19 protein-coding genes and 1 pseudogene are annotated in these 19811 nt (G+C 69.6%); 14 read left to right on the top strand and 6 right to left on the bottom strand.

Features of this window, described 5'->3' with window-relative positions:
* Nucleotides 1–492, bottom strand: a pseudogene (locus tag FM076_RS33545) (regulator); the annotation flags it as partial.
* Nucleotides 493–740: 248 nt separating this feature from the next.
* Between FM076_RS33545 and lipB the strand changes: the two are divergent.
* The 4 genes from lipB (at nucleotide 741) to FM076_RS08855 (ending at nucleotide 4131) form a co-directional block, all read left to right on the top strand.
* Nucleotides 741–1550 carry a lipoyl(octanoyl) transferase LipB gene (lipB, locus tag FM076_RS08870; protein WP_173869372.1) on the top strand — a complete coding sequence of 270 codons (810 nt, stop codon included), beginning with the start codon at nucleotides 741–743 and terminating at the stop codon, nucleotides 1548–1550.
* 117 nt (nucleotides 1551–1667) lie between these two features.
* Complete coding sequence (gene lipA / locus FM076_RS08865; RefSeq protein WP_173869371.1) at nucleotides 1668–2615, top strand: lipoyl synthase; 948 nt, start codon at nucleotides 1668–1670, stop codon at nucleotides 2613–2615.
* A gap of 484 nt (nucleotides 2616–3099) precedes the next feature.
* Nucleotides 3100–3336 carry a hypothetical protein gene (locus FM076_RS08860; protein ID WP_173869370.1) on the top strand — a complete coding sequence of 79 codons (237 nt, stop codon included), beginning with the start codon at nucleotides 3100–3102 and terminating at the stop codon, nucleotides 3334–3336.
* A gap of 105 nt (nucleotides 3337–3441) precedes the next feature.
* Nucleotides 3442–4131 (top strand): DUF4191 domain-containing protein, encoded by a 690-nt coding sequence (locus FM076_RS08855; protein ID WP_173869369.1) that lies wholly within the window; start codon nucleotides 3442–3444, stop codon nucleotides 4129–4131.
* 376 nt (nucleotides 4132–4507) lie between these two features.
* On the opposite strand, the gene FM076_RS08850 is transcribed toward FM076_RS08855, so the two are convergent.
* Entirely contained in the window at nucleotides 4508–4978 is a 471-nt protein-coding gene (locus FM076_RS08850) for an RDD family protein (protein WP_173869368.1), read from the bottom strand.
* Nucleotides 4979–5228: 250 nt separating this feature from the next.
* Here FM076_RS08850 and glnA point away from each other — a divergent pair, with 250 nt between their 5' ends.
* Nucleotides 5229–6644, top strand: a complete 1416-nt coding sequence (gene glnA, locus FM076_RS08845; RefSeq protein WP_173869367.1) for a type I glutamate--ammonia ligase — start codon at nucleotides 5229–5231, stop codon at nucleotides 6642–6644.
* Nucleotides 6645–6865: 221 nt separating this feature from the next.
* Here glnA and FM076_RS08840 read toward each other — a convergent pair whose 3' ends face one another.
* A complete protein-coding gene (locus FM076_RS08840) occupies nucleotides 6866–7387 on the bottom strand; it encodes a DUF6879 family protein (RefSeq protein ID WP_173869366.1) in 522 nt (173 codons plus the stop codon).
* Complete coding sequence (locus tag FM076_RS08835; protein ID WP_173869365.1) at nucleotides 7378–7620, bottom strand: hypothetical protein; 243 nt, start codon at nucleotides 7618–7620, stop codon at nucleotides 7378–7380. Before FM076_RS08835 ends, FM076_RS08840 begins: the two co-directional genes overlap by 10 nt.
* A 154-nt stretch (nucleotides 7621–7774) precedes the next feature.
* Here FM076_RS08835 and FM076_RS08830 point away from each other — a divergent pair, with 154 nt between their 5' ends.
* Nucleotides 7775–8818, top strand: coding sequence for a hypothetical protein (locus FM076_RS08830; protein ID WP_173869364.1), 1044 nt, complete (start codon nucleotides 7775–7777; stop codon nucleotides 8816–8818).
* A 77-nt stretch (nucleotides 8819–8895) separates the two neighbouring features.
* Here the strand turns inward: FM076_RS08830 and FM076_RS08825 are convergent, their stop codons facing one another.
* Nucleotides 8896–9261, bottom strand: coding sequence for a hypothetical protein (locus FM076_RS08825; RefSeq protein WP_173869363.1), 366 nt, complete (start codon nucleotides 9259–9261; stop codon nucleotides 8896–8898).
* A 14-nt stretch (nucleotides 9262–9275) separates the two neighbouring features.
* Nucleotides 9276–10535, bottom strand: coding sequence for a helix-turn-helix transcriptional regulator (locus FM076_RS08820; RefSeq protein ID WP_173869362.1), 1260 nt, complete (start codon nucleotides 10533–10535; stop codon nucleotides 9276–9278).
* Nucleotides 10536–11024: 489 nt separating this feature from the next.
* Here FM076_RS08820 and FM076_RS33540 point away from each other — a divergent pair, with 489 nt between their 5' ends.
* The 8 genes from FM076_RS33540 to FM076_RS08785 all read left to right on the top strand — a co-directional run bounded on the left by FM076_RS33540 (nucleotide 11025) and on the right by FM076_RS08785 (nucleotide 19717).
* The gene (locus tag FM076_RS33540; RefSeq protein ID WP_243274384.1) at nucleotides 11025–11165 is read left to right on the top strand and encodes a hypothetical protein; all 141 of its coding nucleotides are present in this window, start codon (nucleotides 11025–11027) and stop codon (nucleotides 11163–11165) included.
* Nucleotides 11166–11245: 80 nt separating this feature from the next.
* Entirely contained in the window at nucleotides 11246–11716 is a 471-nt protein-coding gene (locus FM076_RS08810; protein WP_173869361.1) for a DUF6415 family natural product biosynthesis protein, read from the top strand.
* Nucleotides 11713–12417: a hypothetical protein gene (locus tag FM076_RS08805; protein ID WP_173869360.1), complete on the top strand. Its 705-nt coding sequence runs from the start codon at nucleotides 11713–11715 to the stop codon at nucleotides 12415–12417. Before FM076_RS08810 ends, FM076_RS08805 begins: the two co-directional genes overlap by 4 nt.
* 191 nt (nucleotides 12418–12608) lie before the next feature.
* Nucleotides 12609–12788: a hypothetical protein gene (locus tag FM076_RS08800; protein WP_428814755.1), complete on the top strand. Its 180-nt coding sequence runs from the start codon at nucleotides 12609–12611 to the stop codon at nucleotides 12786–12788.
* Nucleotides 12758–12913, top strand: coding sequence for a hypothetical protein (locus tag FM076_RS35270; RefSeq protein WP_428814754.1), 156 nt, complete (start codon nucleotides 12758–12760; stop codon nucleotides 12911–12913). The genes FM076_RS08800 and FM076_RS35270 overlap by 31 nt, the downstream gene beginning before the upstream one ends.
* A gap of 842 nt (nucleotides 12914–13755) precedes the next feature.
* Nucleotides 13756–15924 (top strand): TerD family protein, encoded by a 2169-nt coding sequence (locus FM076_RS08795; RefSeq protein ID WP_173874609.1) that lies wholly within the window; start codon nucleotides 13756–13758, stop codon nucleotides 15922–15924.
* Between the two features lie 214 nt (nucleotides 15925–16138).
* Nucleotides 16139–17593: a glyceraldehyde-3-phosphate dehydrogenase gene (locus FM076_RS08790; RefSeq protein ID WP_173869359.1), complete on the top strand. Its 1455-nt coding sequence runs from the start codon at nucleotides 16139–16141 to the stop codon at nucleotides 17591–17593.
* Nucleotides 17594–17932: 339 nt separating this feature from the next.
* Nucleotides 17933–19717, top strand: coding sequence for a UvrD-helicase domain-containing protein (locus FM076_RS08785; protein ID WP_173869358.1), 1785 nt, complete (start codon nucleotides 17933–17935; stop codon nucleotides 19715–19717).
* Nucleotides 19718–19811 lie beyond the last annotated feature (94 nt).

Below are 19811 nucleotides of genomic sequence, written 5' to 3'. Positions count from 1 at the left end.
TCCGCGTGCCACCCGCTCGTCGGCCCGTCCGATCAGCCAGTCGCGGCTGGGCACCACGAGACCCGCCGGGGTGAAGGCGATCTTCCGCAGCTCCGCGTGGCTGCCCGAGTCCTTGCGCCACAGTCCGCTGACGATGTCCACCGCCTCAGCGGGCGTCGCCGCGAACTCCAGGCCCGCGTAGACCGGGGCGCACGCGTCGAGGCCCAGGTCCTGGGCGGTCAGCCGCCGGCCCAGGCGCCGGGTGAAGACCTCGGCGATCAGTGCCGGTGTCGTCCCCCGGGGCTGCTGGCCGCGCAGCCAGCGGGTCACCGACGTCTTGTCGTAGCGCAGATCAAGACCGTGTTCGAGGCCGAGTTGGTCCACGCGCCTGGCCAGGCCCGCGTTCGAGAAGCCCGCCTCTGCGATCAGCGCGGCGAGCTGGCGGTTGGGGATGCGCTGCTGGGATGGCTGGGTCGTGTCGTTCACCGACTCCCCAGGTCGTTCCATCGTCATCGGGTTAACGGTCTCCTGCCCTCACGGCTTGTGTCAGACGCCGGGGCGCCCTGCGGGAACGGCGCGAATGTAACGGCCCCCCGGGGTGGGATCGCCCCCTTCGTCGCGTATTCATCCGTACGTGTGAGGGGGCGGCCACCTGCGGGGACGGAGCGTGACGGCCGTAGAGTGGCGGAGGGCGCGAGCGAGGCATCCCGCCACCGCGGGCGTGCGCGAGACGTGCGCACCACGTACGGAGGAGAAGAGGCATGGGAGAACCCCGGCTGGAGGGTCCGGCGGACGGCGAACTGCGCTTCGTCCACCTGGGATTCGGTGAGAACGCCGTCGACTACCTCGAGGCGTGGCAGGAGCAGAAGCGGGTGCACGCGCAGCGCTTCGCCGACGAGATCCCCGACACCTGCCTGATGCTGGAGCACCCCCCGGTCTACACCGCCGGGCGGCGCACCGAGGACAGCGAGCGCCCGCTGGACGGCACACCCGTCGTGGACGTCGACCGCGGCGGCAAGATCACCTGGCACGGCCCGGGCCAGCTCGTCGGCTACCCGATCCTCAAGCTGCCCCGCCCCGTGGACGTCGTCGCGCACGTCCGGCGCCTGGAGGAGGCCATGATCCGCGCCTGCGCGGAGCTGGGCCTGGAGACCACCCGGGTCGAGGGCCGCAGCGGGGTGTGGGTGCTGGGCGACCCGGTGGAGCGGCGGCCCTCGGCCGGTCTGTCGCTGGACTTCGACCCGCGGCTGAACCAGGAGGACTACGACCCGCGCCTGATGGGTCCCGAGTACGCCCCCTCCAACGCGGGGCAGCGCGGCGAGGACCGCAAGCTGGCGCAGATCGGCATCCGTGTCGCCAAGGGCGTGACCATGCACGGCTTCTCCCTGAACTGCAACCCCGATACGACCGGTTTCGACCGGATCGTCCCCTGCGGCATCCGCGACGCGGGTGTCACCTCGCTCTCCCAGGAGCTGGGCAGGAATGTTCCGGTCTCCGAGGTGCTTCCCCTCATGGAGAAGCACCTGCGCGAGGTCCTGGAGTCCTCGACCCCGCTGCCGCGCGCCGTCTGACTCCTCCGCCACGGCCCGGTGACCGGTGTCCTGCCGGCTCCGGGCCGTACGAAAGCCGCCCACCGCAGGCGTAGGCTGATGCCCGCCGCTGAATCGAAAGTACGTAGGGAGCCGGACGTGTCCGCTGTCGCACCCGACGGTCGCAAGATGCTCCGCCTGGAGGTCCGCAACAGCCAGACCCCCATCGAACGCAAGCCGGAGTGGATCAAGACCCGGGCGAAAATGGGCCCCGAGTACAACGCTCTGCAGAACCTCGTCAAGAGCGAGGGGCTGCACACGGTCTGCCAGGAGGCGGGCTGTCCCAATATCTTCGAGTGCTGGGAAGACCGCGAGGCGACCTTCCTGATCGGCGGCGAGCAGTGCACCCGCCGCTGCGACTTCTGCCAGATCGACACCGGCAAGCCCGCCGCGCTCGACCGCGACGAGCCCCGCCGCGTCGCCGAGTCCGTCCGCACCATGGGCCTGCGCTACGCCACCATCACCGGTGTCGCCCGCGACGACCTCGAGGACGGCGGCGCCTGGCTCTACGCCGAGACCGTGCGGCAGATCCACACGCTGATGCCCGACACCGGCGTCGAGCTGCTGATCCCGGACTTCAACGCCGACCCCGACCAGCTCGCCGAGGTCTTCTCCTCCCGCCCCGAGGTGCTGGCGCACAACGTCGAGACGGTCCCCCGGATCTTCAAGCGCATCCGCCCCGGCTTCCGCTACGAGCGCTCCCTCGAGGTGCTCACCCGCGCCCGTGAGGCCGGCCTCGTGGTCAAGTCCAACCTCATCCTGGGCCTGGGCGAGACCCGGGAGGAGGTCAGCGAGGCCCTGCGCGACCTGCACGAGGCCGGCACCGAGCTGATCACCATCACCCAGTACCTGCGGCCCACCCCCCGCCACCACCCGGTCGAGCGCTGGGTCAAGCCCCAGGAGTTCGTGGAGCTGAAGCAGGAGGCCGACGAGATCGGCTACGCGGGCGTCATGTCCGGCCCGCTGGTCCGCTCCTCGTACCGCGCCGGGCGCCTCTACCAGCAGGCGATCGAGGCCCGGAAGGGCGGCGCGACCTCGGCCGCCTGAGACGGCGCCTTCCGCGGCGCCGGTTCGACGGATGAGTCGTGTGAGGGCTGTGCGGGCTGTGAGGGCTGTGAGGGCTGTGCGAACTGTGCGGCGAGGCGGAGAGTGAGCTTCGCCGCACAGCCTTTCGGTGACTTTGACCCTCCGGTCATCGGCTGGTAACACCGAGGCGTCACGTTGGGAACACGTACCGCGCACGCGCCGCGGACGTACCGTGCACGCACAGCGGGCGCGGACGGCGCGCGGAACGCGTGGGCGTCGGGTGCGGGCGGGTGCGGACATGGACGTCCGCGGACCGGTGACGGTGACGGGCGGCCGAGGCGGACGGCCTGGACGGGCGGCCTGCACGGACGGCCGTCACGGAGCCTGTCACCGGCTCCCGCCACCGGGTCCCGGCACCGGGACTCGCCACCGGGACCTGGCACCGGCGGACGACGCCGAAGAACGACGCCGAAGAACGATGCCGGCGGATGACGCCGACCGACGGATGACTGACGGCCGACTGACGGAGGGGACAGTGCGGACCACCCTGCGGGCACTGGAGAGTCTGGAGCAGCTTCTGTTCGGCAGCGGGCAGCGGGTGGCCCGCCGCAACGCCTGGGCGGCGGTCCTGGAGGACCGCCGCCGGGCCCGCGCCCGGTACGAGGCCCAGGCCGTTCTCGACGCGGCCACGCCCCGGCCGCCGCTGGCCCCGGCCAAGCCGCTGGCCTCGACCAAGGGGTGAGGGCCGGGGACCGACGGGCCTTCGCCCGGATACCGGAGGGCACCCGGGCGGCCCGTAACCCGGCCGCAGCGCACGGGCCCGGCCCCGCAACGTAAACTTCGGGACATGGCGAGGAAGGACAACACCGAGAACCCTGGGCGTCTCCAGCAGATCGCCCAGACGTACAAGATGACCCGGCGCGTGGACCGGAAGATCGGTTGGATCCTGGCCGGCGTGGGGCTTGTCACCTTCGGTGTACTCCTCGCGATCGGCTTCCTGATCGGTCACCCGGTCTACCTGGGCATCCTGGGCGTGCTCCTGGCGCTGCTCGCGTGCGCGATCGTCTTCGGGCGCCGCGCCGAGCGGGCCGCGTTCGGGCAGATGGAGGGCCAGCCGGGGGCGGCGGCGGCCGTGCTGGAGAACATCGGACGCGGCTGGCAGGTCACCCCGGCGGTGGCGATGAACCGCAACCAGGACATCGTCCACCGGGCGGTCGGCAAGGCGGGCATCGTCCTGGTGGGCGAGGGCAACCCGAACCGGCTGCGCGGGCTGATCGCGTCCGAGAAGAAGAAGATGAACCGCGTCGTGGGCGACGTGCCGGTGCACACGCTGATCGTCGGCACCGGTGAGGACCAGGTCGAGCTGAAGAAGCTCCGCGTGAAGATGATGAAGCTGCCCCGTACGCTCCAGGGGCCGCAGGTCACGCAGATCAACGACCGCCTCCGCGCCCTCGGCGACCTCATGAGCAACATGCCGATCCCGAAGGGGCCGATGCCCAAGGGCATGAAGCTGCCCAAGGGTCCGCAGGGGCGTTGAGCCGCCGGGGCCGTTGAGCCGGGCCCGCTGCCGAGCGGTCCCGGCTGTCGAGCGGTCCCGGCGGCCGAGCCGGCCGGCCGCTGACGTCCTGACGCCGTTTCGCTGAACGATGGCGAGGGGCTGGCGGGCCGAGAGAGGCTTTTGAGGGAGGGCTCGCGCGGGCGCCGGGCACGGCACGCGGGCCCACGAGGGCCACGCGTGAGGGCCACGAGGGCCGGGGCTTACGAGGACTCCGGTGGGAGGACTCCGGTACGAGGGCTGGGTGGGCGACGGAAACCACCGACCCGGCCCTCGTCGCGTGCGGGGCCGGACCAGCCCCTCGCGGGACCGGACCGGGGGGACCGGGGAGCCGACCGCTCCAACCGGAGGGTCGCCTTCAGCCGCGTACTTGCACCGAGCCCGAGAGCCGGTCGTGCAGTCCCCGGTTGTCGCGGTCCCAGACGAGGGCGGGGATGGCCAGGCCGAGCAGCACCGTACGCACCACCGTGCGCCACAGCGGCAGCTTGCCGAGCCCGTCGAGGGAGACGACGCGCAGACCGAGCAGCCGCTTGCCCGGGGTGCAGCCCACCGTGCCGACGGTCAGCACGCTCATGACGAGGAAGACGACCAGCGCCCAGTTGTTGGCGGCCTCCAGGCGGCGCCCGGCCAGGAAGGCGAAGGCGATGAGCGCGCACAGGGCCCAGTCGATGAACAGGGCGCCGACTCTGCGGCCGACCGGCGCGATGGACCCGGGCCCGTCCTCGGGGAGGCCGAGCCGTTTGCCGCGGTGGCCGAAGTCGGCGCCCATCTCCTGTGCCGCGGCGCGCGGTCCTGACAGCCACGACCCGATTGCTTCCCTGTTGTCCACCCGTCAACGGTATCGCGCCGTTTTCCGCGGTCCCGGGCCGCCCGCCCCCGCCCGCCATTCGACTCGGCCCCGGCGACCACGCTCCGCACGGTGACGACTCCAGCGCGCCACCTGGCGATTAACATCGGCGAAACAAATGAGTCATGCTGGAGAAATGGCCCCTGCATAGGGTCGGTGCCAGGTGTGCGGCCCCGTGCCGCGGCCGGAGCCGGAGCAAGCCCGTCCCGACGCGGCGGGACTAGGAGGATGGATGTTCCAGAACGCCGACGAGGCCAAGAAGTACATCGCGGACAACGACGTCAAATTCATCGACGTCCGGTTCTGCGACCTGCCCGGCGTCATGCAGCACTTCGCCGTACCGGCGGAGTCCTTCGACCCGGCCGAGAGCCTGATGTTCGACGGCTCGTCGATCCGCGGCTTCCAGGCCATCCACGAGTCCGACATGGCGCTGGTCCCGGACCTGTCCACCGCACGCCTGGACCCGTTCCGCTCCGAGAAGCACCTCAACATCAACTTCTTCATCCACGACCCGATCACCGGCGAGCAGTACAGCCGTGACCCGCGGAACGTGGCGAAGAAGGCCGAGGCCTACCTCGCCTCCTCCGGTATCGCCGACACCGCGTTCTTCGGCCCGGAGGCGGAGTTCTACGTCTTCGACGACGTCCGCTTCGAGACGAAGGCGAACGCCGGCTACTACCACATCGACTCCGAGGCGGGCGCCTGGAACACCGGCGCCATCGAGGACGGCGGCAACCGCGGCTACAAGGTCCGCTACAAGGGCGGCTACTTCCCGGCCCCGCCGGTCGACCACTTCGCCGACCTGCGCGCCGAGATCTCCCTGGAGCTGTCCCGCGCGGGCCTCCAGGTCGAGCGCCAGCACCACGAGGTGGGCACCGCGGGCCAGGCGGAGATCAACTACAAGTTCAACACGCTGCTGGCCGCGGCCGACGACCTGATGCTGTTCAAGTACATCGTCAAGAACACGGCCTGGCGCAACGGCAAGACCGCCACCTTCATGCCCAAGCCGATCTTCGGCGACAACGGCTCGGGCATGCACGTCCACCAGTCCCTGTGGCAGAGCGGCGAGCCCCTCTTCTACGACGAGCAGGGCTACGCGGGCCTCTCGGACACCGCCCGCTACTACATCGGCGGCATCCTGCGCCACGCCCCCTCCCTGCTGGCCTTCACCAACCCGACGGTGAACTCCTACCACCGCCTGGTCCCCGGCTTCGAGGCCCCGGTCAACCTGGTCTACTCGCAGCGCAACCGCTCCGCCGCGATGCGCATCCCGATCACGGGCTCCAACCCGAAGGCCAAGCGCGTCGAGTTCCGCGCCCCCGACCCGTCCTCCAACCCGTACCTGGCCTTCTCGGCCCTCCTCCTGGCGGGCCTGGACGGCATCAAGAACAAGATCGAGCCGGCCGAGCCGATCGACAAGGACCTCTACGAGCTCGCCCCCGAGGAGCACGCCGACGTCCCCCAGGTCCCCACGTCCCTCCCGGCCGTCCTGGACGCCCTGGAGTCCGATAACGAGTACCTCCAGGCCGGCGGCGTCTTCACCTCCGACCTGATCGAGACCTGGATCGACTACAAGCGCACCTACGAAATCGCCCCGATGCAGCTGCGGCCCCACCCGCACGAGTTCGAGCTGTACTTCGACATCTAAAGGGCCGGTTCGGGCGACCTGGGCCGAGGCTCTGGAAACCTGCTGCGACCTGCGGAAACAGTGCTTTCTGTTTCTCAATGGTCCCGGCTGATTTCCGGGCTCTTGTGCACCGGCCGGTCGATTCTCTGACGCGGCGTCAGGACAGGTGTGAGGGCCGCCATCCCTGCCCGGGATGGCGGCCCTCATCGTCGGCTCGGCCACCGTTGGCCCGCAGACGGACGTCAGGGTCTGTACTCGCCGTGCGGGATGGCGAGGGACCACAGGGCATCGCGGAGTGCAACGGCCTCAGCGATGCGCTCGGGGTCGTCGATGATCTCGTGTCCCGTCACCTGCCCGGCATCGGTGTGGCCGACGGCCAGGAGGCGGTCGTCTATGAGCCACCAGTCCTTCCCGCCGAACGGGAAGTCCAGATCGCCGGGAACGGTGTGGCGGGGCAGCCAGCGGATCTCCTCGCCGGCCTCCAGGTTGCGGGGAGTGGTGCGGTGCTCCCACCGGATGTACGGCGTGTGAGGGTGGGAGACGACGCGGACGCGTCGAACGACCTTCCCCTCGCCCGTCAGCCGCTTGACCATCTGCGTCCACGACTTCATGAACGCGTAGTCCACCGGTTCGTCGCGGAGCCAGCTCTCGAACGGTCCGTCCTCGTCGGGCACCGAGTAGTCGTCCCGCAGTTCCAGGTGGAACGCGTCGTGCTCACAGGTCTCAATGAGCCGGTTGCGTTCGACGCCGGTGATCAGCTCCACGCGGTTCCTCCAGTAGGGCGGTGATCGCGGTCTTGGGGGACCTCGACCACGGTCTCGTAGTCGGGGATCTCCATCTGCTCCAGGGCTTCGGGGCCGACCACCTCCGCCCCTTGGACCGCGTACGTGCCCGTCGGCGTCAGGATCATGAGGGGCTCTTCCAGCCGCTTGAACTCCCCTGCCGGGAGAGCGTCCTCGGCTAGATGCTCGAACAGCCCGGTTGGGATCTCCACCACGCTTGGCGGCAGTCCGGGCTCCCATTCGCATGTCGCCGCTAGCTGGAGCGCCACTTTGCCGCGTCGGTCTTTCCGCCTGTCTGACTCGGGAGGCGACTTTCCTGTCAGTGCCCAGCAGTATGCTGCGGGCCGCAGGGCTACGGGAGGGGACGAGATGGCCAAGAACGATATTGGTCATCGAGCGATCGAGAAGCATGTGAAGGCGATCAACAAGGCGTACGAGCGTGCCTTTGCCAAGTATCCGGTCACTATGCCGCCGGTTCTGGGGAAGGGGTTCACCACTGCTTACGGGATCACGGGTGTGGGGATCGAGCAAGATCCGCAGATGATCCGGTTCCTCATTTGGCTAGGTGAGAAATCCATCGGCTACCGCGGGGATCAGAGCGAATACTCTGAGGAGACCGGAGTGCCGCCGGAAGAGGTCGGCGTTCTCGCCGAAGCCCTGGAACGGGATGGCTTGATCGACATCCTCCGTACCCTTGGTGAGGGCCAGTTCTGCCAGATCAGCTCGGACGGACGGGTCGAACTGAGGCGGCTCGCGCAGTTGCGTGGGGAGCCCGCTGCCCGGCACCGCTATGCCACCGACGCATTCTTGCGCTGGCTCTATGCGACCGCCCATGATCAGCAGCCCGCCGACCCGGCGCCCTTCCTGGAGACTGAGGCGTCCTACTTTGCCGGAGCCACACTGTCAGACACCGAGGTGCGTTACGCCATGGCGCGTCTCGTCCACTCCGGCCTGGTTGAAGAAGCCACCACCGATCCTCGGACTTTCGCCATCACCATCGATGGCATCGACTGCGTCTTGTCAGGAGCAACCGTGAGCGACTATCTCAACCGGACGCGCCCCGGCGACTACTACAGCATCACCGGAACAAACGTGGTCGCCGGGTCGCAGGGCAAGGTTGAACAACACAACCACAACAACATCTTCGACCCCGCCGCCATGCGTGAGTTCGCCGAAATGGTCAAGCAGTTCGCACCCACCTTCGGTATGGAACCCGCACAGCAAGCTGAGCTCATACACGACGCCGAAGTCCTCTGCGATGAAGCTAGCAGCGAGACCCCACAGCCTGGGCGCGTGCGTGCTGCCTTCGACGCCGTCATGAACGGGCTCACACAGATCGGTGCGGCATCTGCTGGCCTCGGCGCCACGATTCAGCATGGGAACCAAGCACTCAACGCCGTTTTCGGAGGCTGAGAAACCGCCCCCTAGTTCGCTATGACGAGACCGTCGCTCCGGTATAGGGGGACTAGCTCCTGTCGCTGAGCTTCCAGCTAATGGGCGATAGCCTCGATGGCTTCGAAGATGTCGGAGTCGGTTTCCTTCTGCCAGTCCGGGAGGTCGGGCCAGTCGGCGACGTAGGCGGGCTTGGGGTCTCCGAAGTGCTTGTACATCTGGGCTGTCCAGCAGGTGGCGACGAAGCGGCCCTTCTGTTCGCGGGTGAGGCGTTTGGCGTTGCCGTCGCTGAGGTCGAGGAAGTGGCGCACCTGCTGGTAGACGGCGCCGGCGGCTTCGCGTTCCCAGTCGGGGGTGTCTTCCCAGGGCGTGACGTAGCTGGCTTTGGGTTCGCCCGGGTAGTGCTTGTTGACTCCCGCGATCCAGGTCTCCCGGAACAGGCGGGCGCCCTCGGTATCCGTCATGCCTACCCTTCTCCTCACGTCGCGTGCAGGCTGCCGATGTCGGCGGCCAGTTCGGCTATGCGGTGATCGTGGCCGTAAGAGCGGAGATCGTCCCGTAGCGTCTGGAGTCTACGGGCGATGTAGCCCGAGCCGGATTGCCGCGCGAGTTGCAGTGCCTCGCGGCCGTGGGTGACGGCCTGTTCCGCGTCGTGGCGTTTGGCGCCGATCAGTGCGAGGTCGACCAAGACGGAGCCTCGGCGGCGGTAGGAGGTCCCCTTGGCCAGCGCGGTGGAGTCGAGGGCGCTCTTGAGGGCCTTCTCCGCGAGGTCGAGTCGCCCGAGCTGGACGAAGCGGGCTCCGCGTTCTTCGGGGAGGCGGGAGCCGTCGAAGCGGAGCCAACCGCCGTTGTGGACGGGGCCGGGGAGGTCGGTGACCTTCTGTGCCTCGTCGAGGGCACGCTGGCAGGCGTCCATGTCGCCGAGGTTCGCGTGGGCCTCGGCCTGGACGGAGGCGACCCAGTAGCGGGTGGACAGGGCCGGGTCGCCGCGCGTGGCGATGGTGCGGGCGACTTCCAGGGTCTCGGTGGCTTCCGTGAACTGCCTCTCGGACATGTCCACGTAGGCGTGGCGTACGAGCGCGCAGGCCCACAGGTCGAAGGCGTGCGCGCTGTCGCTGGCTGAGGCGGCCACAGAGTAGGCCGCGGCGGCGTCCGTGTAGCGGTTGCTGTCGAAGGCCAGCTCGCCGGAGAGCTGGAAGAGGTCTCCGGCGGCTTCGCACATCGCGGCGGCCCGGCTTGATGAGCCTGTCTTCAGGGCGTCGGCGAGCGCGTCGAGCTGGTCCTGGACGACGCCGTGGACGGAGCGCTTGGAGCGGGCCAGTTGGTAGACCTGCCAGAGGTGGTCGTTCATGCGGCGGTAGTCGTCGGCTGAGCCGCGCTCGGCGGCTTCCGCTATGTCGTCGGCTGCCTCGGGCCCCAGGGCGGTCAGGGCTCCGGTCACCGTGAGCAGGCGCAGAAACTTGCGTCGGATCATTTCGTCGGATTCACCTGGACCGTGAACGGGACGGGGTAGGGGCTGTGCTGGTGGCTGCGTGTGGTGAGCTGGTGGTGGATCCAGCATGCGGCCGAGTTCGGTGATGTCCAAGCGCAGAAGTTCGGCCATCTTCGGCCGGTGGACGCATTCGGGCGTGGTCTCACCGCGTTCCCAACGGCCGACCGTTGTGCGGTCGACGCCGAGCGCATGGGCGAATTTCTCCTGACTGTAGCCCATGGCTTTACGTCGTTCGGACAACCGCATGGTGCTCTCCCTCCCCGCCTGACCGGGGCTATACCCGCTGTGCGCCCCGTGCATCAGAGGTGCATCAAGACTGCCGCACAGATGCCGTGGCTCGCAGCGCTCTCCGGCGGTTGGCTGGAGTCCTGAAAGTCGGACCGGCTCCCGCGACCACCCCCCTGCATGAGGGGAGGCCGCTCTGGTCGAGCGACCGATCCCGGAGGGACGACCTGTGACCATGACGGCGGCAAGAGCGACGTCGATCGGCGTGCCCGGATACAGCCAGACGTTTCCGTCCGTGCCGGAGTCCGCGGGCCTCGCCCGCGACCTGGTGGTCACGGCGCTACGCGTATGGCGCCTCGAAGCACTCCTGAACGAGGTCACCTTGGTCGCCACCGAGCTGATCGCGAACGCGGTGCAGCATGGCTCTGGCCGCTACCTGGTCTTCAGCGCCGAACGGCCCTCGCAGTTCCGCGTGCGTATCCGTGTGACCGACCAGTCCCGCGTCGGCCCGTGCTGCGGTGTCCGGACGAGGAGGAGACGAAGGGCAGAGGGCTGCTCCTGGTCTCCGCCCTCGCCGTTGACTGGGGCACCGATGTGCACACGAGCGGCAAGACCGTGTGGGCGGACCTGGCGGACGAGGCGGGTACGTGATGGCTCGCCACCGGCGGCCTCGCCGCTTCGCCCTCGTCGTCCGACACGTTCCGCTGGTGCGCGTCCCCGACAGCCCACCGGTGGAACGACGGACGCCAGGGCAAGCCTGCGATCACGAAGTTCCCGCCTTCGGCGAAGCCGCGGTCGAGGCCACCGACGACGCGACCCTTCGCCGCTTCCTGGAGACGATGCGCCGCTGGCAGGCCGAGGAGCAGGACGAGCCGCTGGCCGTGACGCCCGAGACCGTTCGCCGCACGGTCGAGTACGTGCTCAGCCAGCACTTCGACTGCGCGAACGGGGTCGATCTGCGGCCGACGACCGACACCCTGCACGCCTACCTGGACGCTCTGGCGGACGCTGCCGAAGCCGAGCTGGACACCGGGCGGATCGTGGTCGCGGAGATGGTGGCCAGAGCCAGAGCCAGAGCCGCTGCGGGTGACGGCCCCCAACCGTCGCTGGCCGCAGCGCGGCAGACGGCCCGGACGACGCGGGACCTGCTGTTGCCCCTGGAGCGAGAGGGCTGGCAAGGCACTGGAGTGACGGCCTCATGACCCCGTTCGCAGCGTCCTTCGCACTGGGACCGGGCCGCGTTCCCCGGTACGCGAAGCACCCGCGCACCGGGCGTTCGGTGCGTGTGCCGTACGTGGCCATGTGGGACAGCGAGAGGGCGGTCATCGAGGCGGCGCTGGCCGTCGCACTCACGCCCGAGCCTCCCAGGCTGGTCTACCAGGGGCGGGAGCTTCCTTCCGACCGTGATGGGTTCGGGGTGCTGTGGGCGCGGTGTTCGTACTCACCCGGGGTCGGCCGGCCGGACTTCGCGTCGATGCATCCGGGGCGGCAGTACGAGTGCATGTACGCGATGAGGTGCCAGGTCTGCGGTGGCCCGGCGGACCGTAACAAGGACGGGTGGCTCTTCTTCGACTGGCGCAACGAGCTGGACCCGCCCTCGTGGCCGGAAGGCACGCTGACCGCGATGCCGCCGCTGTGCGCGAAGGACGCGCGGCTGTCGATGGCCGTGTGTCCCAAGAGCGGGGCCTTCACCGCGCTGCGGGTGAGGGCGCCCCGGCTGTGGGGAGTGGGCGGGGTGAGCTACCGCCTCACCCTCGACGGCTGGCGCCTCAACCACGGCGACACCGACATCTGGCTGCCCAAGGACGACCCAGGGCTGCCTTCGATGCTCGCCTCCAAGCTCATCCGCGAACTCCGCAAGGTCACCCCCGTCAACCCGCACGACCTGCGCACCGCGCTCTGAAGGACGAGACCTTGGCTGCTCTCCGGACGCTTCGGCGCACATTGACTCGCTGGTGGAGCCCGAGACGGCAAGCGAGCGTGCCGCGCCCGTTCGTTGTGCCGGTGGAGGACCTGTTGAACGAGTGGCTGCGCGATCCCGCGCTCCTGCCAGACTCCGCTATCCGACCCCGCACGAGAGGAAGTCGGCATCCCATGCACGTCGTCGAGTACGAGGCCAAAGCCCTGGAGATCGACCCCGAGGAGATGGCCGCACGCATCAGGTCCGCAGGCGGCACCTTCCACGGCGAGCGACTGATGCGCCGTTACGTCTACGACCCCATCCCCCGGTCGAGGGCCGCTGGGTGCGGCTGCGCGACGCGGGCGGCGCGGTGACGCTGTGCGTCAAGACGATCAGCTCGGACGCGATCGACGGCACCCAGGAGACCGAGACCACCGTCGGCTCCTTCGAGGACACCCATGCCCTCCTGGAAGCGCCGGGCAATGCCGAAGTTCCGTGAAGAATCGACTGCTGTGCCACGTCCTCCAGTGAGTTGACCAACGGCCTGCCCTTGCCGTAATCCCCGCCCCCACCGCCCATGAGGTGCGGCACCGCGTCGATGCGCTCCCGTACCCCTGCGTGCACGGTGAGCTCGCGGGCTTCACTGACCATGCGCCACAGCGTGAAGCCTGACCGAAAGGTCGTCATGCGGGGACCTTGGAGCTGGACACTGACAAACCGGACTTGAGGCCATCTGGGCGCATCGTGTGACTGCTTGATCAGGCGCCACGCAAGTGCACTCACCCTCGCGATACCGCTGCGATTGGCGCGGGCCTACGCCGTGCACCGCAGAGCAGAGCTGAAGAAGCGAGGCCCCTTCGGGGCCTCTCGGTGGAATGCGGGCGCGAGAGCTGGGTGAGCCCGTGTGCGACGACGTACAGGAGCGCGGTGGGGTGTCGGGGGCCCTTGGAGACATTCCGTCGTTCTGGTTGGCCTGATGGACAGCGACGAGCGACATCGACGAGTCGAAGTCTGTCGCGTTCTTGCCATTGCGTTGCGGGACGCCCGGAGGGGGCCCGGGGCAGACCGGAGCCCCGGCGCCCTGTGGTGTGCACCGGCGGCACGATGCGGTGGGCGTTGGCGCTGGTCACGACGCTTTCGCAGCTGTATTCCGACACCTGAGCCGAGTCCAGGCCCGCTTCGAGGGTCGCTACTTCAGCAGGGGGCCTTCATGCATCTATGCGTATGTCTGCCCGGGACGTACTACAGTGCCGCGTGTTGTACATCACATCATGTCGTGTGCTGAGTGGCTGGGGTGTGGAGTAGCCGCCGATAACCGGCATGCGGGACGCGGGGGGTTTTGTGTACGAGATGGTGAAGGGCTCGAACGTCGCCCTGTCGGCTCTGAGTGCGGACTTGGACTCGGTGATGGTCGGGCTGAGCTGGGTCAGCCCGACCGGCGAAGGCGACGCGGATGTGTCCATCCTGCTGCTGGGCGCGGACGGCAAGGTGCGCGGGGACAGCGACTTCTACTTCTACAACAATCCGGCCGCCGCGGACGGGAGTGTGCAGCTGCTGGGCAAGACTCCGACGGAGAACGGCGACGAGGACCGCATCAGCTTCGACTTGTCCGCGATCCCGGTCGACGTCGACCGGATCGTCGTGGCGGCGAGCCGGTACGGCGGAAGTGGGTTCGGTGAGCTGGAAGAGCTGAAGGTCACGTTGGCCGACGGGGGAGGAGACATCCTCCTGGCGTTCGCCCTCGACGATGCCGGCCCGGTGAGCGCGATCATCTTCGGCGAGCTGTACCGGCGTGCGGAGGAGTGGAAGTTCCGGGCCGTCGGACAGGGGTACGGGACCGGGCTGGCAGGTCTGGCTACGGACTTCGGTGTCGATATCGAGGACGACGCGGAGGTGGAGGAAGCGCTGGACGGCGCGGACGCCGGAGAGAGTGCGGTCGCCGGAGAGGGTGGGGATACCGAGGAGAGCGAGGACGCCGAGGAGAGCGCGGATGCCGGGGAGAGCGCGGATGCCGGGGAGAGCGCGGATGTGAGGGACGGCGCCGCCGTTGCCGGTGAAGGGGCAAGTGCCGCGGGACCGATGCCTGAGGGGGAACCGGGTCCGCGAGCGGCACCGGTTGCTGTTCCGGATCCCCGCCCGTCCGGTGACATGGCCGAGCCGCGGAAGAGGACAGCACGGCCGCGCACTGCGAAGAAGAAGGTCACCCTGCCCAAGGTGGCCAGGAAGACGTTGGCGGAGAACGCTTCCTGGGCTCAGGCCAGGCTCGTTCCGGTCTCCGCGCTCAAGAGCGACCGGGACCGGGAGGTGCGTGCCACCTCGGTGCTGCTGTCGGTCATGGCCCAGGTGCCGGAGTTCGGCCGGAGACTCACCGCGGCCTTCGGCGCCCCCGCAGGCCGTATGGAGACGTTCACAGAGGTCACGCTGCCGCATGGGGACACACCTCGGCGCCCCGACGGTGTGATCCGTGTCGAGCGTGCCGGAAAGCTGTGGACCGCGCTGGTCGAGACCAAGACGAACGGGAGCGCTCTCAGGGCCGACCAGGTGCAGGCGTACATGGACATCGCCGCACGGCGCGGCTACGAAGCCGTGATCGCACTGTCCAACGACGTCGCGTTGGAGGGCAGCCCGCTGGTCGACGTCAAGACGGACGGGCGGCGCAAGCACAAGGTGGCCCTGTGGCACCTGTCGTGGGCCGAAGTCGCCTACCAGGCGCAGATGCTGATCCGGCATGAGGGCGTGGGGGACAAGGCGCACGCCTGGTTGCTCCAGGAACTGCTCCACTATCTGCAGCACGAGAACTCGGGCTGCCACGGCTTCCAGAACATGGGCGCGGGCTGGGTCCCGGTGCGCAACGGCATCAATGACGAGACGCTGTGCACGGGGGATCCGCGCGCTCTGGACGTGGTCGAGAGCTGGGAACGCCTCGTACGCCAGCTCTGCCTCAGCCTCGGTGGGGAACTCGGGCAGAAGGTGCTGCCCGTCCAGCGCGCCAAGCGGGGAGCCGATCCGGGGGCCCGCCGGGACCGGCTGGCCGATCAACTCTGCCTCGACGGAAGGCTGCAGGCGGAAATCCGGATCGAGGGCGCGCCGGGCATCCTGGCGATCAGTGCCGACCTGCGCACCGGCAAGCTCCGCACCTCCATCGAGATCCCCGCGCCGGAGAAGGGCTACCCCCTGAGCTGGAGCAAGCGCCTCATCCGCCGCCTGGCCGAGGCGCCCGCGGACCTCCATATCGAAACCCTGGTCGAAGGGGAGGCGGGAGGCCCCCGGGGCACGCTGGAGCGGCTGCGTCCCGAGCCGGCGGACATGCTCCCGAAGAACACGGACACCCCTGTCACCGGCTTCCGTCTCTCCCTGTTCAAAGGCATGGGAAGCGGCCGGGGGAACGCCGAATCAGGCTTCATCCGCAGCGTCGACGAGGCCGTCCACCGCTTCTACACCACGGTGGTGGTCCATCTCGACCGTCCGGCGGTCCGGCGAGCGCCCGCCAGGGAACCCGCGGGCGTCTGATGATGCCGGGCGACTGAGGCAGAGCCGGGGGGGGCGGCTCGACGGCCGGTTGGCCGGTTGCCGGTCAGCCGGCCGGCTCCCGCCGCGACAGCGTACCGGCCCCTTGTCGCGGCTGGCCGGAGGCGGTGCCCCCTCCGGCTGTCCCGAGGTGGTGCTCCGGGAGGTCCGGGGGCGGGTTAGCATATGAGCGCCGCCTAGCTCGAAAGATAAATCTGTGACTGTCAACGAGGACGTGTTCACCAACTGGAAGCACCGCGAGGAGATCGCGGAGTCGATGATTCCGATCATCGGGAAGCTGCACCGGGAACGGGACGTGACGGTCCTGCTGCACAGCCGCTCCTTGGTGAACAAGTCGGTGGTCAGCATCCTGAAGACCCACCGGTTCGCCCGGCAGATCGCGGGCGAGGAGCTCTCGGTCACCGAGACGCTGCCGTTCCTGCAGGCCCTCACCATGCTCGATCTCGGCCCCTCCCAGATCGACATCGGCATGCTCGCCGCGACCTACCGGGCCGACGGGCAGGGCCTCGGAGTGGAGGAGTTCACCGCGCGGGCCGTCGCGGGCGCCACGGGGGCCAACAAGATCGACCGGCGTGAGCCGCGCGACGTGGTCCTCTACGGGTTCGGCCGTATCGGCCGGCTCCTCGCCCGGCTGCTCATAGAGAAGGCCGGTTCCGGCAACGGCCTGCGGCTGCGGGCCATCGTCGTCCGCGGGAGCGGTGCCGGCCATGACCTCGTCAAGCGTGCCTCGCTGCTGCGCCGCGACTCCATCCACGGCCAGTTCCAGGGCACGATCACCGTGGACGAGGCCAACAGCACCATCGTCGCCAACGGCAACGCGATCCGGGTCATCTACTCCGACGATCCGACGTCGGTGGACTACACGGCGTACGGCATCAAGAACGCCGTCCTCATCGACAACACCGGCAAGTGGCGCGACCGCGAGGGCCTCTCGAAGCATCTGCGCCCCGGTGTCGACAAGGTCGTCCTGACCGCGCCGGGCAAGGGCGACGTGCCCAACATCGTGCACGGTGTCAATCACGACATGCTCAAGCCGGACGAGCAGATCATCTCCTGTGCGTCCTGCACCACCAACGCGATCGTCCCGCCGCTGAAGGCGATGGCGGACGAGTACGGCGTTCTGCGCGGTCACGTGGAGACCGTCCACTCGTTCACCAACGACCAGAACCTGCTGGACAACTACCACAAGTCCGAACGCCGGGGCCGCTCGGCGCCGCTCAACATGGTGATCACCGAGACGGGCGCCGCCTCCGCGGTCGCCAAGGCGCTGCCCGACCTCCAGGCGAAGATCACCGGCAGCTCCATCCGGGTGCCGGTGCCGGACGTCTCGATCGCCATCCTCAACCTGCAGCTCGGACGGGAGACCGACCGCGAGGAGGTCCTCGACTACCTGCGGAACGTCTCCCTGACCTCCCCGCTGAAGCGGCAGATCGACTTCATCAGCGCTCCCGACGCGGTCTCCAGCGACTTCATCGGCTCGCGCCACGCCTCGATCATCGACGCGGGTGCCACCAAGGTCGAGGGCGACAACGCGATCCTCTACCTGTGGTACGACAACGAGTTCGGCTACTCCTGCCAGGTCATCCGCGTCGTGCAGTACGTCTCCGGGGCGGAGTACCCGACCTACCCGGCGCCCGGCCCGGCCGTCTGAGCAGCCGTCTGAGTGGCCGTCCGGGCCGGGACGTGAGCCCCACGCGGTAGTCGGCGACACGTACGGCACAACGGCACGGAGACCGCCGCCCTGAGAGGTCGGTCGCTGTGCTCGCGAGTGCGAACGGTGACGTCGGGGGAGGGGAGGGGTGGTGTCGCATACCGGTCGGTCGGTATGCGGCGGACGGTACCCCCGGCGTCCTCGGCGTCCCGGCGACCCCGCCGATCCCGGCGATCCCTGCGGCTCCGGCGCCCCCCCCGCGACTTGGCCCGGCCCCGAAGGGCCGGAACGTCGTGATCTTTTCTTGTTGGCCCCCCGACCAGCGGAAAGAATGGCCGTATGGCGGAGGAGCGATGCGTACACGGGCTGCTGGCCGGACAGTGCGGGGAATGCAGACCGGCGCCACCGGGGCTGCCGGCCAAGGTGTACGTCACCGACGGGGGAGCCGTCTTCCACCGGAACACCACGTGCCGCGCGCTGCTCGACGGGCAGCGCCGGGCCCGGCGGCTGGGCCGGGACACGCACGATCCCGGACTCGTCCCGCTCACCGAAGCGTTGGCGAAGGGACGCGCGGCCTGCGCGCCGTGCTTTCCCGCCCACTACGCCCGTGTCCAGGCCGGGCCCGGCCTGGACATGTCCACGGCGGCCCGCTGGACGCCCCGCATACCCGGACCCTCGCACACCGCCGCCCCCTCCCGCCGCTCCCCGCTCCCGATCCCGCTCCCGGAGCCCCGGGGGCACCAGCGCGATGTCGTCTTCCTGCGCACCCAGGGGCACTGCGTGGTCCTGGGGACGGCCGGCAGCGGCAAGACGACGATGGCGCTGCACCGCGCCCACTTCCTCGCGCACGCGCCCGGCATCGGCGGTCCGACGCTGCTGGTCACCTTCAACCGCGCGCTGGCGACCTCCTTGCGCACGCTGGTCGGCGACGCCGGGGGAGCGCTGCGGATCGCCACGTACCACCAGTTCGCCCAGTCCTGTCTGCGGGAGAGCACCGGCGGGGCAGCTCCCGCCCCCTTCCGGCACAAGCCGCACCTGGTCGAGGCGGCGCTGGCCCGGGTGCGGGCGGAGCGGCCGGGGGCGGCCGTCCTGGAGCGTCCCGCCGCGTTCTTCGTCGACGAGCTGCGCTGGATGGCGGGGCACGGTGTCACGGACCGCGCCACCTATGTGTCCGGCCGCACGCCCCGCCTCGGCCGCGGCAGGCCGCTCTCCATGCCCGACCGGGAAGCCGCCTTCGACGTGTACGAGACGTACCTGCGGCTGCGGGAGCCGCACGCGCCCTACGACTGGGACGATGTGGCGACCGCCGTCCGGCGCGCGCTGGAGGCGGACGGGGCGCCGCGCCGCTACCGGCACGTCGTCGTCGACGAGGGGCAGGACTTCACCCCCGAGATGATCCGCGGCCTGGCCGCCGCCGTCCCCGACGACGGGTCCCTGACGTTCTTCGCCGACTACGCCCAGCAGGTCTACGGGAGCCGCATGTCGTGGCGCTCCCTCGGGCTCGACGTCCCCGAGGGCCCGGTGCGGTTCGTCGACAACCACCGCAACAGCGCGCCGATAGCCGCGCTCGCGGGCGCCGCGGCCCGGATGCCGCACTTCACCGACGAGGTCGAACTGGTCGAGCCGCGTCCGCCGGTCACGGCAGGGCCGCGTCCCACCGTCTTCCAGGCGCCGGACGAGGCCGGCCAGCTGCGGATGGCCGCCCGTGCGGCGCTCGCCCAGTACGGCGAGCGCCAACGGGTGGCGGTGCTGATGCCCACCCGGGAACACGAGAAGCGGCTGCTGCCCCTGCTGGAGTGCGGGGGAACGGTCACCGTGCGCAGACTGGACGCCGAGCTGAGCGGCTGGACGCCTCACGGGCCGCTGCTGAGCTACGGGACGTACTTCGCCGCCAAGGGCCTGGAGTTCGACTCCGTCGTCCTGCCGCTGTGCGACGCGGAGCGGCTGCCGCACCCGGACGCGGTGGCGGCGCACGGAGAGGCGGAGGCGCGGGCCCGGCAGGCACGGGCGCTGTACGTGGCCCTCACCCGTGCCCGCCGCAGCCTGCTCCTGCTGCACTCCGGGCAGCTCACCGACCTGCTCCCGGACGAGATGTCGGACCTCTTCGTCCGGGTCGCCGCATGAGCCCCGCGCGTCCGGGAGCCCGACCGGCCCCGGAGCCGCCCGTGGCCTGCGGGGCAGCGCATGTGCGGGCCGCTGTCCCCGTGCGCTGCGGCAC

Origin of the sequence: Streptomyces albus subsp. chlorinus, assembly GCF_013302895.1 — a bacterium.
GTDB lineage: Bacteria > Actinomycetota > Actinomycetes > Streptomycetales > Streptomycetaceae > Streptomyces > Streptomyces chlorinus.
This window is presented reverse-complemented; position numbering and strand designations above follow the sequence as displayed.